The 16,022-nt window shown below is 48.4% G+C and carries 14 protein-coding genes and 1 other annotated feature; of the genes, 1 reads left to right on the top strand and 13 read right to left on the bottom strand.

Features of this window, described 5'->3' with window-relative positions:
- Window positions 1–30 precede the first annotated feature (30 nt).
- From IV40_RS00395 to IV40_RS00385, 3 genes are all read right to left on the bottom strand, one after another.
- Window positions 31–582, bottom strand: coding sequence for a 5-formyltetrahydrofolate cyclo-ligase (locus IV40_RS00395; RefSeq protein ID WP_057768248.1), 552 nt, complete (start codon window positions 580–582; stop codon window positions 31–33).
- 62 nt (window positions 583–644) lie between these two features.
- The gene (rpmG, locus tag IV40_RS00390; protein WP_057768245.1) at window positions 645–794 is read right to left on the bottom strand and encodes a 50S ribosomal protein L33; all 150 of its coding nucleotides are present in this window, start codon (window positions 792–794) and stop codon (window positions 645–647) included.
- 107 nt (window positions 795–901) lie between these two features.
- Entirely contained in the window at window positions 902–3,016 is a 2,115-nt protein-coding gene (locus tag IV40_RS00385) for a peptidoglycan D,D-transpeptidase FtsI family protein (RefSeq protein WP_420843251.1), read from the bottom strand.
- Window positions 3,017–3,229: 213 nt separating this feature from the next.
- Here IV40_RS00385 and IV40_RS00380 point away from each other — a divergent pair, with 213 nt between their 5' ends.
- Complete coding sequence (locus IV40_RS00380; protein ID WP_057768242.1) at window positions 3,230–5,875, top strand: YfhO family protein; 2,646 nt, start codon at window positions 3,230–3,232, stop codon at window positions 5,873–5,875.
- A gap of 80 nt (window positions 5,876–5,955) precedes the next feature.
- On the opposite strand, the gene IV40_RS00375 is transcribed toward IV40_RS00380, so the two are convergent.
- The 10 genes from IV40_RS00375 to IV40_RS00330 all read right to left on the bottom strand — a co-directional run bounded on the left by IV40_RS00375 (window position 5,956) and on the right by IV40_RS00330 (window position 15,950).
- Window positions 5,956–6,450: a MarR family winged helix-turn-helix transcriptional regulator gene (locus IV40_RS00375; RefSeq protein WP_057768239.1), complete on the bottom strand. Its 495-nt coding sequence runs from the start codon at window positions 6,448–6,450 to the stop codon at window positions 5,956–5,958.
- A 14-nt stretch (window positions 6,451–6,464) separates the two neighbouring features.
- The gene (locus IV40_RS00370) at window positions 6,465–7,097 is read right to left on the bottom strand and encodes a response regulator (protein ID WP_057768237.1); all 633 of its coding nucleotides are present in this window, start codon (window positions 7,095–7,097) and stop codon (window positions 6,465–6,467) included.
- Complete coding sequence (locus tag IV40_RS00365) at window positions 7,094–8,158, bottom strand: sensor histidine kinase (RefSeq protein ID WP_057768234.1); 1,065 nt, start codon at window positions 8,156–8,158, stop codon at window positions 7,094–7,096. Before IV40_RS00365 ends, IV40_RS00370 begins: the two co-directional genes overlap by 4 nt.
- Window positions 8,155–8,904 carry a cell wall-active antibiotics response protein LiaF gene (gene liaF / locus IV40_RS00360; RefSeq protein WP_057768232.1) on the bottom strand — a complete coding sequence of 250 codons (750 nt, stop codon included), beginning with the start codon at window positions 8,902–8,904 and terminating at the stop codon, window positions 8,155–8,157. Before liaF ends, IV40_RS00365 begins: the two co-directional genes overlap by 4 nt.
- Window positions 8,905–9,213: 309 nt before the next feature.
- The gene (greA, locus tag IV40_RS00355; protein WP_057768229.1) at window positions 9,214–9,687 is read right to left on the bottom strand and encodes a transcription elongation factor GreA; all 474 of its coding nucleotides are present in this window, start codon (window positions 9,685–9,687) and stop codon (window positions 9,214–9,216) included.
- Between the two features lie 67 nt (window positions 9,688–9,754).
- A complete protein-coding gene (udk, locus tag IV40_RS00350) occupies window positions 9,755–10,399 on the bottom strand; it encodes a uridine kinase (protein WP_057768226.1) in 645 nt (214 codons plus the stop codon).
- A gap of 207 nt (window positions 10,400–10,606) precedes the next feature.
- A complete protein-coding gene (mltG, locus tag IV40_RS00345; protein WP_082617850.1) occupies window positions 10,607–11,758 on the bottom strand; it encodes an endolytic transglycosylase MltG in 1,152 nt (383 codons plus the stop codon).
- Between the two features lie 78 nt (window positions 11,759–11,836).
- Window positions 11,837–14,248, bottom strand: a complete 2,412-nt coding sequence (gene pheT, locus IV40_RS00340; protein WP_057768223.1) for a phenylalanine--tRNA ligase subunit beta — start codon at window positions 14,246–14,248, stop codon at window positions 11,837–11,839.
- Window positions 14,249–15,298: a phenylalanine--tRNA ligase subunit alpha gene (gene pheS, locus IV40_RS00335; protein WP_057768221.1), complete on the bottom strand. Its 1,050-nt coding sequence runs from the start codon at window positions 15,296–15,298 to the stop codon at window positions 14,249–14,251.
- Window positions 15,299–15,340: 42 nt separating this feature from the next.
- Window positions 15,341–15,565, bottom strand: a binding site (T-box leader).
- A gap of 25 nt (window positions 15,566–15,590) precedes the next feature.
- Complete coding sequence (locus IV40_RS00330; protein WP_057768800.1) at window positions 15,591–15,950, bottom strand: winged helix-turn-helix transcriptional regulator; 360 nt, start codon at window positions 15,948–15,950, stop codon at window positions 15,591–15,593.
- Window positions 15,951–16,022 lie beyond the last annotated feature (72 nt).

Genomic DNA, 16,022 nt, shown 5'->3' with positions numbered 1-16,022 from the left:
CGTGGGCTGACCACCCACTGCGAAGACAAACTATTCACTGACAAAATAAATCTGATCGAGCGCTTGATCATAGTCAGCGACGTCCCAATATGGCTCATCGAACGTCTGCGCCGGCAGGGCCAGTGCAATCGTTTTCGGCTGGTATTTGGCGATATACCGATCATAATAGCCGCCGCCAAAGCCGACTCGCCAGTGCCCTTGTTTGGAAAAAGCCAAGCCAGGGACGATAACAACATCCGGCGGATCGATTCGGGCTTCCGGCAGCCACTTAGGCTCCCACACCCCGAAATCGCTCTTTTCCATATTGTTGAGGCCGACGTACGGCAGAAAACTCATCTGGTGCTCGGCCAAAGTGCGTGGAACAACCACCGATTTGTGCAGCTCCTGCAGACGGGTAATAATCGGTTTCGTATCGACCTCGATATTCTGACTAATCGTGATGCCGATTGTATTGGCCTTTTGAATCTGCGGATCATGATAGAGTTTGGAATAAAGCTCCTGTTCCTGCTTGAGCTTATCGGGCGTCTTGCTGAGTTTGACCAGCTTTTTGATTAAATCCTGCCGTAATTGCTTTTTCTCCATCGAACGGCCTCCTTTCATCCTATAAAAAAGACAACAGGACGCATCCTGTTGTCTTTTTTAATTTACTTTGTTTCGCGGTAAACTGTCACTTTGCGTTGACGTGGGCAGTATTTCTTTAATTCCAGACGATCTGGATTATTCCGCTTGTTTTTGCTTGACAGATATGTGCGTTGATGACATTCTGTGCATTCTAATGTAATGTGGACACGCATGATAGAACCTCCCCATCCGTTGAGTTGTTTTTGCTAAGTGAATTCTCATTCCGAAATCTTAGACAGCTTATATTGTAGCATTTTTTTAAGACCTTGAAAAGAGACACTTACTTGATATTGTAGTCTTTGTAATAGTCGCTAATCATTTCCTTGCCGAGAACGGTGTTGTAGGCCCCGTCTTCATCCGTCATATTCGGGAAAATCAAGGCGATGGCAACCTTCGGATTCTTGTAAGGGGCATAAGCAACGAGGCTTAAGTTCATCGTCTCGACCTGCTTGCTGTTATCATTATCCGGGTCCGTATGGGCGAACGTCTGGGCTGTCCCAGTCTTAGCGGCGGCTGATGGGCTCAAGCTCTTCAAACGAGTCGCAGTTGCCCAGGCATTGGTCCCATGAATGGTTTCATAGAAGCCCTTATGCACAACATTGAATTCGTCTTTCGTCGCATTGACGGTATTCATGACTTTCGGCATGGTAACCGATTCGACTTGTCCCTTCTTGCCGTTGTTCGACGTCGATTCAACCGATTTAACGACGTACGGCTGCATCCGCCGCCCGTTATTAGCGATTGTCGAAACATATTGAGCTAATTCAACAACGGTATAGGCATCGTAGTTTCCGTAGGACAAATCGAGGGCCGACCCTGATTTGAACGAGCCATCGGAGTTCGTCGTCGACCCGATGTATGGCGAAGCTTCGCCGGGCAGGTCGATTCCGGTTTTGACGCCGAGCCCGAACTGGTTGAAGTAGCCACGTTCGGTCGCGAAGATGTTATGGTCGATACTGAAGGACGAATCGGCAACATACTTCGCATTTCCTTCCTTCATGGCCAAACGCATCATGTAGATGTTCGACGAAATTTCGAGCGCCGTGACCGCATCCAACGATGTGAACGTCCCAACTGGGTAAACGGACTTCTTGACCGCTGTCCCTGGCAGGTAAATGGCATCATCGGACTGCGTGTTGTTGGTAGGTGTAATGACCCCATCCATCAGCGCTCCCATGACCGTGGCCCCTTTGACCGCCGACCCAGGAACGAAGGTCTGGTTGATCGCTCCTAAGGCGTTATCGGTAATTTTACCCGTCTTGCGGTTCTGCTTGACCCCGGCAATGGCTAAGACAGCCCCTGTATTCGGGTCCATCGCCATCGCATAGGCCCCGTCGGAATATTTAGCCGCACCGTCACTGACGGCCGCCTTGAATTCCTTCTTCAGTGCTGCTTCAACCTGATTCTGATACTTCGAATCAATCGTCAGGTTCAGGCTGGCCCCTTTCTTGCCAGCGTAAACTTCCTTCGTACTCTTAACCGAACCTTCAGAATTCGTTTTAACTTCCGTCTGCGACTTGGTCCCACTTAAAATTGACTGGTATTCCTTTTCGAGGTAGCTGGTCCCGACCCGGTCGTTGCGTGAATAGCCATCGGACAGCAATTCCGTTAATTGATCGGACGGCAGCCCCTGCTTTTCAGTGGAGACATTCCCAATGATGCTGGTAATGCCTTCCCCGTTCGGATAGGAACGTTCCCAATCGGTCCCGACACTGACACCAGGCAGTTCGGTCAGATGTTCGCTGACTTTGGCCAGCGTTGCTGAGGTCAAACCGCTGTTTTTGATGTACACCGTCGACATCTGGTAAGCCCCATTCATAATCTTGTAAATCGCCGCTGCATTTTTCTGCGTGGCCGTCAATTCATCCAGATGATGGGCTTCGACATATGCAATCTGATTCTTATAGACTGTTTTTTCAGCGAGTTCGCTACCGGATGAATCCACCTTTTGCGACTTCGGCAATTTGGCATTCGTCGTTTTAAGGTTATGGGCATCCGCCAAGTAATAATCGGCCTTATCCTGCGGGGTCAAAGTGTCTGTATCAACAGTAATATAAGTACCTAACTTGTTGGCGACGGCATACATCTGCGTCGACAGCGTATCAGCACCTTTTGTATAAGTAATCGCACTCTGGGCTTTGTTGCCGACCAGGACACGACCTTTCGTATCGTACATCATCCCACGTGGCACAGCGCCGCTGACCGTTGTTTGGTCCGTTGAGTTAACGCTGGATGAGAATTTAGAACCATACATAATTTGCAGATAAGCAAGCTGCCCTACTAAAGCTGCGAATAGCAGGAAAACAATGAAGAATAATAAGTTCAGCCGAAACGGAATGTTTGATTTCGCACGATTCGGCTTTTGTGGTTTCTCTTTTGAATCAATCGGTCTCACTGAAAAATCCTGCTCCTTATTTTCTAATTAAACGTCTCAAGGACTATTACTCATTTTAACAGACATTGACAAGTGTGACCACGTCTGAATGTCGGAAAGCTGAATATGTTATCCTATATAAGAATGAATCATTCTGGCCGCCTTTTTTAGGATAACGCAGTTCTAATCCGAAAAGGGGTTCCTTTATAAATTCTTAGCATTTGAGGTGAAACAATGCGTTTCAAAAAAAAGCGTTCTTGGCCGATTTTTCTGTACGGGCTCAGTTTTGCACTCCCGTTGCTGATTATGGGCATCTATGCGATCTATCGAGGGGTCTTTCCCTTCGGCAAGTCGTCCTGGCTGACAGTCGACCTCGGCCAGCAATATATTGACTTTTTTGCTTACTTCCGTTCCACCCTCCTGCACCATCCGTCGACCTTTCTCTATTCATTTTCGAAAGCCCTTGGCGGCGGCATGATTGGGAGCTGGGCATATTATCTGATGAGTCCCTTTAACCTGATTCTGCTGCTGACACCCGGCAAATGGCTCACTTTTGGGGTCGTGCTCGTCATCCTGCTCAAATATGCCTGCAGCGGCTGGAGCTTTGCCTTCTTCCTGCGCAAAAGCAAGCTGCTCGACGGCTTGTGGGTCCCAGCCTTTGCAACGGCCTATGCCTTGATGGGATTCACCATCGCCAATCAGCTCAACTTGATGTGGCTCGATGCTGTCGTCTTTCTGCCTTTGATTGCATTGGGCATTCAGGAATTGTTTGTGCCGCACCATTTTCTCCGTTATCCGCTGATGCTGGGGGCGCTCCTCATCGTCAATTACTATATGGGCTGGATGGTATGCCTGTTCAGCATCCTCTACTTCATCTGGCAATTGGCCATCCATCGTGGTCCCCTGAAACGCCAGCTGCAGGTTATCGGCAAATTTATCGGCGGTTCCCTGCTGGCCGGCGGAATCGGTGCTTGGCTGCTTCTGCCGAGCTTCTTCGACCTGCTGCAAGGCAAGGGCCAGTATACCGTCCACACCTTGAATTGGAAGTTGGAATACAAACCGTTCAAGCTGCTGGCAAAGTTTGTCGTCGGCGCCTTCAATTTCGACCAGATGCCGAAGGGCCAGCCGAACTTGTTCATCGGAATGCTGCCGTTAGTGGCCGCATTGCTCTATTTCATGCAGAAACGTTACGCTTGGCAGGAACGCCTGACGGCACTCGTCATCACAGCCTTCTTAATTGCGTCGTTATTCGTTGAGCCGTTAGACTTGCTGTGGCATGGCGGTCAATTTCCGGTCTGGTATCCATATCGGTTTTCTTACATCGTCAGCTTCTGGCTGCTGGTTGTGGCCGCTCGCGCCCTCAGCCACCATCCTGATATCAAGCTGTGGCAACTGATTGTCTGCAGTTCGCTGTTTGCAGCAATGATGATTTATTTGATGGATACGCTGAAACACATCAGCTATCTGAAGACCGACCAAGTCCTGATTTCCTTTGGGTTCGGTGCCTGTGCCCTGTTATTGCTGGCCGTCGGCATTCGCCGTTCGCCCATCTATCAGGGGCTCATCCTATTACTAGCCGTCGTCGAAATGACGACCAATGCTTACATGAGTCTCAACAATATTTCCTATTTGACACAGAGCGATTATGCAGCTTATACCAGCCAGCTTCAAAAAGAAGTCAATAAGCTGCCGGAGAATACCCACCGTTTCTATCGGGTTGGCAAAACGTTCAACCGCACCAAAAATGATGCACTCGAAACAGGTTATTACGGAGCGTCGCATTTCAATTCTGTCTTGGAAGCCCAAGTGCCGACCTTCATGGGCAATATCGGCCAGCCGTCCGGCTATGGTGTCGTCAACTATTCGAACGGGACGCTGTGGACGGATGCCCTGCTGGATATGAAATATTATCTTGCTGCTAAAGCTGCTAAACCAATCGGCTCTGAGGTCATCAAACCATTATTCACTGCCGATACGAATAAGCCGGATTTGGCGTACTACCGTCTGCAGTCCGCCGACACCAACAGCAGCATCTACAAAAATCCATACGCTTTATCGCTGGGGTTTGCTGCTAGTGCCAACGCCCTGACCGAACGTCCGGTTGCCGACCAGCCAATCACCGAACAGACTAACATGTTTCATTCCCTGATTAGCGCGACAACTAGCCAATCGCCCCTTTATGCGGCGGTACCGTTTGATGAAACGGTGCTGCACAATGTCAAACGCGATTCGAATTTCAACGATGCCAATTATACCAAGGTCGATTCGTCTAAGCCGGCCAGCGTTGACTTTTACTTCACGCCGCAGACAGATGAGCCGTATTATCTGACCCTAGGCAACAATCTCTCTGGCAACGTTGTCAACCTGCAGCTGAACGGAGAAACCCTGACTCAATATAGTCCCTTTAATGATCCGGTTGTCATCAATGTGGCCGCCGGACAAAAGGGCCAGCGCCAGAAACTGACCATTTCCTTTACAAAGGACAAGACATGGCTGCAAGACCTACAGCTTTATCAGTTCCAGCTGTCCACCTTCGACGCCGGCATCGCTAAGCTGAAACAGCATCCGCTTAAAATCAGCCATTTCAGCAACAACAAGATTACCGGCACCATCACGACTACGAAACAACAGCCGCTGTTGATGACCACCATCCCGTACAACCAGGGCTGGCACCTCAAAGTCGACGGCAAAGCAGTTGCCACCAAACGCGTCTTCAAGATGTTTTTGGCGGCCAAGCTCAAACCCGGTCATCATCAGATTGAATTGACCTACTGGCCGCCCTATCTGACGCTTGGAATGGTAATCTCGCTTCTCTCGCTGGGCATTGTCGGTGTGCTTTGGAAACAGCCGGCATGGCTGCCAAAAAAGAAAAAAGCATAGCCACTAAAAAAGCCGGTCACAGAAAAATGTGACCGGCTTTTTTTACGCCATGTATCTTAAAGACCCTTGTTTTAAATGCACTACAATTCGTCGCCATTATGCATGCGGCGGTGCAGCCGTGAAAATGGCTGCGGTGTGAGGGCATTTGTGCGCTGCAGGAGGTGATCGGCGGCGGCGGCCGCTTCAATCAGCGCATGCAGTTCATAATGCGTCATGTGCCGGGTAATCTTCCGCAGGGCTTCCGGATAGAAACGCCAACCATCGTTGGCCAGCTGTTCGCCCCGTGCCGTCAGCATGACATGAACCAGCTGCGAATTGCGGCTGTCCGGTTCGAGTTCAATCAAACCGGCAGTCGCTAAATGCCGTAAAATCTGTTTTAAAGCTGAGGGCTGCAGATCAAAATGCTCGCCCAACTCCAGCTGGGTCATACCGGGATGCGCCGCCAGCAGATGAAAGAAATGTATCTGCTTGGGCCGGCCGAGCCGCAGCCGATTCCGGCCGTATTGAAAAAGCTGTTTTTGAATATCTTTGAGCAAACTCAGTAAATGTTGAATTTCTGATTGTTCAGCAAACATATTCATTCCTCCTCTTACTTGATCAAGCCGTGTTTGTAAGCGTAGATCGCCGCTTGGGTCCGATCTTCGACCTCCAGCTTCGCCAGAATGTTCGAAACATGCGTCTTGACCGTTTTCAACGTAATAAAGAGTTCATCGGCAATTTCCTGATTGCTTTTCCCCTTCGCAATCAATAATAACACTTCTCGTTCCCGTTTCGTTAAGTCTTCGTAAAGCTGCGGCTGTGCTTGTGTGGATAAATGGGTCATCATTTTCTTAGTCACTTCCGGCTCGAGCACAGAGCGCCCTTGAGCGGTCGCCCGAATCGCATTCGCAATTTCTTCGGCCGTCGATGTTTTCAAGATATAGCTCTTGGCACCAGCTTCAATCGCAGGATAAACTTTTTCATCATCGATAAAACTCGTTAAAATGATGATTTTCGCTTCCGGCCACGCCTTAAGAATTTTTTGAGTGGCTTCGATGCCATCCATTTCAGGCATCACTAGGTCCATTAAAATAATGTCCGGCCGCAAAGCTAAGGCTTTCCCGAGTCCTTCCTTACCGTTGCCGGCCTCGCCGACCACTTCGATGTCATCCTGCACACCTAGATAGGTACTAACCCCTAAGCGCACCATTTCGTGGTCATCCACGATCAATACTTTTATCACGATTTTGATTGCTCCTTCAATAACGGAACCCGAATTTCAGCACTCGTCCCCTGACCAGGAAAACTGATCACTTTGACGACACCGCCGATACTCTTTGTACGTTCCTGAATGTTTTTCAAGCCATAACTGCCGGCATTCTCATTGCCCGTCATCTTAAAACCGATTCCATCGTCGACGACCCGCAGCAGTACCGTCTGGTCGATTTTCTTCAAGAAGACATCGATTTCTTTGGCCTTCGCATGCCGTAACGTGTTCGACAGAAGCTCCTGCACGATTCGAAACAGATTGTCTTCGATTCCGCTCGGCAGATGCACATCATCGATTTCGGCGTTGATGTTAATATGCACTTTCGATTGCAATTCCCGCAGTAACTGCTGGATTCCCTCTTTGAGACTCTTGCCTTCGAGGTTAACCGGCCGCAGATGCAGCAAAAGGGCCCGCATTTCAGATTGAGCTTCATTGATGACCTTCTCGACGGTCGTCAATTGCTGGCTGATTTTGTCGGACAAGTGCTCTTTTTCGGCAATCGAATTAATCGCCGACAGCATCATCATCGCCGCAAACAGCTGCTGGCTGACGGAATCATGCAGTTCGCGTGCCAAACGATGGCGTTCCTGCTCGAGAATTTCTTCCTTGGTTTCCCCGTCGACCTTTTGGGGCCGATTGCTGTAGCCTTGAATCTCTTGCTGTAAGCCTACCATTTTTAGGCGCAGGTTTTCAATCGTTTGTTCCAAGTTGGCCGCATTGACTGCTTTGCCATCCGTTTTCAATTCTTGGGCTTCATACTGGCCGCTGACCAATAATTGTAGCTGACTTTCCACTTTCGACGCCCGTTGATGGGCAAAAAAGGCAATCAGCCCGGTCAGCAGTCCCCCGACCACTAACGAAACGAATAGCAGATACACCAAAATCGGCACATAGAAAAACTGTGCCGTAACAAGGTGCAATAACCAATTTTGAATGCCTGTCGCATAAAAGTACGAGCAGAACATCAATAAGCTGACCAGAAAAATGCTCATCGTAATCAGCATAAACGTATAAATCCGACCTGTTTTTGTCATACGTACAGCACCTCGAGATCGCCGACCAGAACATTTGTCATGATCTTCAGTTTGCGGCTGCCTTCATCGTAGTGGTCGCTGTACAATTTTACCTGTTCATTGTGTAATTTCAAGTGTTCATTTTGGAAAGTGAGGCCGCCAAGCATCGCAGAATGGTCGATCATCACGCTCGTCCCGACCGGCACCAAAATCCGGGTTTTGCCGATGCCTTTGCGAATCATAATGACATTATCCTCCTGCGGCAAAATCGTATTGCCGAGGTCAATAATCGTATCCCCTGCCGCTACAGCAAAATTAAGGTCGTCCCATTCGAAGACCTGCAAACCAATTGTCTGGCTGCCGAACCACGGATGCTGAATCTTTTTGCCGTCTTTGGACTGCGGTTCACGTGTATTGACCGGCATGAAATGTTTTTTCTGCCATGGCGCATGCGGCCACCAGCGGCCGGGATGCAAGCCGTCCAGCCGGCTCGACGCATCAAGCCCAAAGAACATAAATAACAGCCCGACAAAGACCATTAACCAAGCCGACACGTTGATCAAAATCGTGATTCCAATCGTCAATGTCCCGAATAGGGTCAGGAAGCTGCCCGAATGATGCCGGCTGCGACGGTGCTGCGCCCAGACTAGACTGACGATTCCAATAATCAGGAAGCTCAGCGTTGCTTGATTGGAAAAAATCTGCCAGCCGAGAATGACAAGCAGGATCGTTTCGATGATGAAAAATAATTGCCAAGGTCTGCGCATGAATGCATACTCCTTCCGTCCATTTTAATTATCTTCTATTATAGCGGACTTGCTGCCTGAATGGGAACTCACGCAAGACCGAAATTGAATCGGGCTAAAGACTGAGAGTGTGCGACCAAGCGAATGACGACGAGGCTTAAGAAACATTCGGACACATTCGGGCTGTGAATGGCGGCCGAATGGGCTTAAACGAAGTCAGCAGCTTGGTCAAACACGTTTAAACTGAGAGTGTGCGACCAAGCGAATGACGACGAGCCCCGTCAGACTAAAAAAGACCGGCTTCTGGGCCAGTCTTTTTTGAGATGCAGCTTACTTTACTGCGGTAATTTTAACTTCCATGTCGCCGCCTGGTGTGTGAATCAAAACGGTGTCGCCCTTCTTCTTGCCCAGCAAAGCTTTGGCAATCGGCGAATCGTTTGAAATCTTGCCGGAAAATGGATCGGATTCGGCCGAACCGACGATTTGATAAGATTCTTCCTCAGTATCGCCCGTTTCAACGAAAGTAACGGTCTTGCCGACGGAAACTTCATTTTCGTCAACGGCGGAAGCGTCAATCACTTCGGCGTAACGAAGCATGTTTTCAACTTCGGAAATCCGGCTTTCAGTGATACTCTGTTCATCTTTTGCGGATGTATATTCGGAGTTTTCAGAAAGGTCCCCGAAGCCACGAGCCGTTTTAATCCGTTCGATAATTTCCGGACGTTTAACTAATTTCAAATTTTCCAGTTCGTCTTCTAGTTTTTTCTTACCTTCAGCTGTCATTGGATATGTTTTTTCAGCCATAATTATTCACCTCATTATTTTTACAGACAATTCGGAGCATACCACGTTTTTCGTGGGATGTCTAAATTTATTTTCTCTCCCGCTGCTTTAAAATATCACGAATCTTGGTGACTAACAAGTCGATCGCAACTTGGTTTTCGCCGCCTTCCGGCACAATAATGTCCGCATAGCGCTTAGTTGGTTCGATAAATTGATGATACATCGGACGAACGGTCGCCAGATATTGATGGATGATATTATCCAGCGAACGGCCCCGTTCGTTCATATCCCGCTTGATGCGCCGGATTAGACGAATATCGTCGTCCGTATCGACATAAACTTTGATATCCATTAAATCCCGCAGACGGGGATCATCCAAAATCAGGATCCCTTCAAGGATAATGACCTCTTTCGGTTCGACCTTAACGACTTCATCGCTGCGGTTATGATTCGTATAATCATACACCGGCTTTTCGATTGTCTGGTAATGAATCAGGTCGTTGAGCTGTTCGAGCAGCAAATCTGTGTCGAATGAGAGCGGATGATCGTAATTGATTTTTTTGCGTTCTTCAAACGGAAGGTCGCTCTTTTTGTAATAAGAATCTTCCTGCATCATCAAAATCGAATGTCCGGCGAACTGATCAAAGATCGCACGGCTGACACTCGTCTTGCCACTCGCTGAACCACCTGTGACGCCGATCACAATCGGTCGTTTTTCCTGTTGCGCTGCCATGTTCAATTATTTCCCCCAAGCTGTGATTTGTAGTATGAAAACAGAGGTCGACGATTGGTCGGCCCCTGTCTTTTTTGCGGTGTAAACGCGTTTTGAGAAGCTGAACATCACGTTTAAGTCACTGCGGCTTCAATCTCCACAAATCAGAGATTTTAGCCGCACTTTCCTTAAGCCGTCCGTTCAAAACGCTTCTTACACGCTCTTTTACTATTGTCCTAATTCAGACGTCTTCTTCTGTTGTTCGGTCAAGGTGGTAAAGAAGTGCACCTTGCCGGTCTTCAGATTGGCAATAAAGTATAGGTAACCTTTGGATTGATCTTTTGGATGCAGGGTCGCATAAACGGAGTAGAGACTCGGCGAGTTGAACGGCCCAGGTCCATAGCCGGTGTTCTTGTACAAGTTATACGGCGAATCGACTTGGACATCCTTATTGGTCAAATGTGTCTTATGCGTTTTAAGAGCATACATGACGGTGATATCGGATTGGATCGGCATATTAGCATCGAAACGGTTGTAGAAGACCCCCGCAATCTTTTGCCGATCGGATTCCTTGACCCCTTCACGCTCGATGATAGATGCCAATGTCAGCGTCTGCTGAACGGTCATATCCTTAGCGGCCATCTGTTTGTAGTATGGCTTTAAATTCGTATTGGCCGTCGCGACCATCTCAGTGACCAGGCTCTTCAGCGTTGTATTCTTATAAATCGGATACGTCGCTGGGAAGAGGTAGCCTTCAAGATGATAGCGCACATTCTTGGATTTCATCGAAGATGACAGCAAGGTTGGATACTTAGCTGCTAATTTATCCAAGAAAGCCTGGTTCTTCATCAATTTGATGAAATCGGATTTCTTGAATTTCTTATTCTTCTTAGTGGCTTTCTGGATTGCAGTCCCGATTTCATCGACCGTGACCCCTTCTTTGACAACCACTTTGGCTTCAGCCACCTTCTGCTTGGCCGTGCCGCCCTTTTGCAAGGCAGCGATGACTTCATCCAAAGTCATCGCCGGCGACAGCTTGTGGTAGCCGGCCTGGAAATTCGAATCATTTTGTGTTTTGACATAATAGTTGAACACCGTTGCACTCCGGATAATTCCTTTGTTTTGCAATCGTGTTGCAATTTCTTTGTTTGATGAACCGATCGGAATGTTGACCTCAACGGTTTGATGACTATTCGAGTCGACTGGCTGCAAGGATGTTTTCACATACCGATAGCTCATAAAGGCAATGATCACTAACAGGACAACGAGCGTCCCGACGATCCAGTAGACGATATGATTGACAGTCTGCTTTTCTTCTTGTCGTGATGCCTGTTTGTCGTTTTGATGATTGTCTGTGCTCTGTTTATCGTGATTCGCCACAGGAAAACCTCCTAGATGATGATTAAATCACAAATATTATACCAAAAAAGCGGACCGCCGTGCAGCTTTTCCTGAAAATTAACGGATCTTCGCATCCAAATCGGATTCGAGATGGTCGACCACTTTGGCAAAGGCTTTGTTGACTTCATCTTCCGTCAAAGTTGCCTTGGCATTTTGATACGTCAAGGTGTAGGCCAATGACTTTTCACCATGGGCAATCTTTTCACCAGCATACACATCGAACAATTTGACGCTGGTCAGGAAACGGCCGCCATTCTTGGTGATGACGTCCATAATCTGTTCGTTCGTCACCTCTTTGGCAACTTGCAATGCCACATCACGTGTGACAGCCGGGAACTTCGCCGTCGGTTGCGAAACAACCTTCTGGCGATCCTGTGCCAGCACTAAGTCGAGGTTCAATTCGAAGACATAGGTCGTTTTCACTTCATAGGCCTTGGCTGTTTCAGGATGGACTTCACCGACAAAACCGACATACACGTCGCCGACGTAAATCGCCGCTGTCCGGCCCGGATGCATTTCCGGCTTCTGAACAGCCTCATAACGAACGGGTGCGGCCAGATGATATTGTTTTAATAAACCATCGACAACCCCTTTTGCGTAATAGAAGTCAACGGCTTCTTTCGTCTGGTTCCAGTTGCGCTGGCGGACCAGTCCTGTGAATGCACCAGCCACATATTCGACTTCATCCGGCCGAATCGTCGCATCGTCTTCTTTTAAGAAAACCCGTCCTTGTTCGTAGAAAGCCACATCATTTTGCTTCCGAGCTAAATTATACGCTAAATCTTCCAACAGACCTGTAATCAAGTTCTGCCGCAAATAAGCATGATCTTGCGTCATCGGGAAATCCAGCTTGGTTAAGGCACTATCGGTCAACGTGAATTGTTGTGCCTTTTCAGCCGTTGTCAGCGAATAACTGATGGCTTCGGTCAAGCCGGCACTTTCAAGATAACGGCGAGTGCCCCGAATCTCCTGCTGTTTGCGTGTTAAGTGGCCCAACGTCATATCGCCGGTCGGCAATGTACTTGGCAAATTGTCGTAACCGTAAATACGAGCCACTTCTTCAATCAAATCGGCATCGATGTGGATATCCCAGCGACGTGGCGGAATGCTGACCGAGAAGAGACCATCGCTTTCATGGGTCGGGAAACCCAGCTGTTTGAAAATCCCCAGCACTGTCGGCACATCCAAAGCTGTTCCTAAGACATGATTAATCCGGTCAATCGAAATATCGATTCCGACAGACAGCGGTTCGATGCTGCTGGCGCTGAGATGGCCCTGTGCCACTTCGCCACCAGCAAACTGATTCATTAAAGCAGCGGCAGCATCAAGGGCTTCATTGATGGTAGCTGTATTGATGCCTTTTTCGAAGCGTGACGAGGCTTCAGAGCGCAAATTGTAACGCTGGGCCGTTTTGCGGACTAAGGTCGGCTGGAACAATGCGGATTCGAGCACGACGTTTTTAGTATCTGCAGTGATTTCGGTAGCGAGTCCGCCCATCACACCGGCCAAAGCAACCGGCTTCGTCCCATCGGTGATGACGATGTCTTCTTCAGTCAAATCATGATCATTGCCATCCAAAGTAGTCAGGCTTTCGCCGTCATGGGCCCGCCGGACTAAAATCTTGTCACTCTGCAATTTGTCATAGTCGAAGGCATGCATCGGCTGGCCGTAAGTCAGCATGATGTAATTGGTCACATCGACAATATTATTGATTGGCCGAATCCCCGCATTCCATAACCGAATCTGCAGCCACAATGGACTCGGTTTGATGTCGACATTCTGCAGAACCCGTAATTGGTAACTCGGTGCATCTTTTTCGTCGTTGACAGCAGCCGTTAACAAATCGGCGATGGGAGTGGTGCCTTCGGTCAATTCAGGTTCTTTGAAAGTTGGTACTTCATTGTACATCGCACCTGTTTCCCAAGCTACGCCCCGCATACTCATGCAGTCGGCCCGGTTCGGTGTAATATCATAATCTAAAATAGCATCGTCCATGCCTAACAAGGGAAAGACAGAATCCCCTGGTGTTTCGGCATTGGGGAACACATAAATCCCGTTGACGAATTCTTTTGGAACGACGCTTTCAGGAAAACCGATTTCCTGTAAGGCACACAGCATCCCGTTGGAAGCTTCGCCCCGCATCTTGCCCTTCTTAATCTTGACGTTGCCGGCAATTCGAGCACTGGGCAAAGCAACGATGACATATTGACCTGCAGCAACATTGGGTGCACCACAGATAATCTGTGTCGGTTCGTCTTCGCCAATATCGACTTGGCAGATGTGCAGATGATCGGAATTCGGATGCGGAACACATTCAAGCACATGGCCGACCACAATCTTCTTCAGCCCATCCGCCGGCACCTTGACGTCAGTGACTTCAAGGCCTGTCCGAGATTCATTATCGGCCAACTCAGCGGGTGTGGCCTTCACTGGTAAATATTCTTGCAACCATTGATATGAAACTTTCATTTATTTGTCCTCCCCATTGAATTGCGATAAGAAGCGAATATCATTCTGGTAGAATTGGCGAATGTCCGTAATCCCGTACTTGAGCATCGCAAAACGATCGATTCCGAGACCGAAAGCAAACCCGCCATAAACATCGGCATCGACATGAGCAGCTTTCAGCACATTCGGATGGGTCATCCCGGCACCGAGCACTTCAATCCAGCCGGTGTACTTGCAGACGGCACAACCCTTGCCGTTACAGTTGAAGCAGGAAATATCGACTTCAATCGATGGTTCCGTGAACGGGAAGTAGCTGGGGCGGAACCGAATCTCCCGATCGGCACCGAAGAAGCTGTGAATCGCATATTCCAAGGTTCCTTTGAGATCGGCCATGGTAATGTGCTTGTCAATTACCTGTCCTTCCATCTGGAAGAATTGGTGCGAATGCGTCGCATCATCGGTATCGCGCCGGTAAACCTTGCCGGGTCCGATCATTTTGATTGGGCCTTCGGAAAAGTCGTGTTCTTCGAGCTCACGTGCTTCGTTGGGCGACATGTGGGTCCGCATCAGCACATCCTGGGTGATGTAGAACGTATCCTGCATATCACGGGCAGGATGGTCTTTTGGCATGTTCAGCATCTCAAAGTTATGGTGCTCATCTTCGACTTCATAACCTCTAACAATCTGGAAGCCCATTCCCATGAAGACGTCTTCGAGGTCTTCCATCACCTGCATCAGGACATGCGGAGTCCCATCGACAACTGGTGTGCCTGGCAGGGTCACATCCAGTTTTTCGTGGGCTAATTTCTGGTCGAGCCGTTTTTGTTCCAAAGCAGCTTTCTGGTTGTCGATGGCCGTCACAAGGCCGTCGCGGATTTCATTCGCAAATTGACCGACAACTGGCCGATCCTCCTTTTTCAAATCCTTCATGCCCCGTAACACATTGGTAATGGGACTCTTTTTGCCCAGCACACCGACACGAATTTCATTTAATTCCTTGAGATTCGTGGCTTGCTGAATCTTCGCCAAATTCTGATCGTTGATGGTGCGTAACGTATCTCGTAATGTCATTTTTTCCACTCCTTTTCGATTGCACAAAAAAACCTCGTTCCAAAAAGGGACGAGGTTCTCGCGGTACCACCCTAGTTCACAGCTAAATAAGCCGTGCACTTCATTTCGTTAACGACAAAACTGCCGGTACCTTTTTCATCTTGCGACTCCCAAGGCCAGCTCCGAAAGTGAACTTCATTGTTCGTACCATTGACTCCCTTTCAGCCATGAGAAGTCTTTCTGAAAAATGGTCCGTCACAATTACTTTTCTTTCATCAACGCCTTTATATCTGTCCATAGTGTAGGCTTTTTTTTATTGTGCGTCAACACATGATTCGACGCCATCCTGCCACGTATCCGACCATGAGTGAATTTCATCGATTACGTTCCGCAAGGATTCTCCTTTGGTCGTTAATTGGTATTCGATCAAGGCAGAATCCTCATGGGTCATGCGTTCGACGATTCCATCCGCTTCCAATTCTTTGAGCCGTTCGACCAACACCCGGTCGCTGCACTTCGGCACCATCTTAGTGAGGTCTTTAAACCGTAACGTCCCGTTTTCAAGCAGCACATCGATAATCAAACCGTTCCATTTTTTGCCCAGCATGGTAAACGTTTTTTCAAACCGGGGACAGAGTTTAAAATCGACTGTCGTTTGTTTTTCTGTCAGCATTGCCAAATGAGCCACCTCCATTTTTGTCATTTTATTTATAAAAATTCTTGTTAATTTTCACTTACGAAAAGT

This window comes from Lactobacillus selangorensis, assembly GCF_001437205.1.
In the GTDB taxonomy this organism is placed as follows: domain Bacteria; phylum Bacillota; class Bacilli; order Lactobacillales; family Lactobacillaceae; genus Paralactobacillus; species Paralactobacillus selangorensis.
The sequence above is the reverse complement of the archived record's forward strand: the minus strand, read 5'-3'. Positions and strand labels throughout refer to the sequence as shown.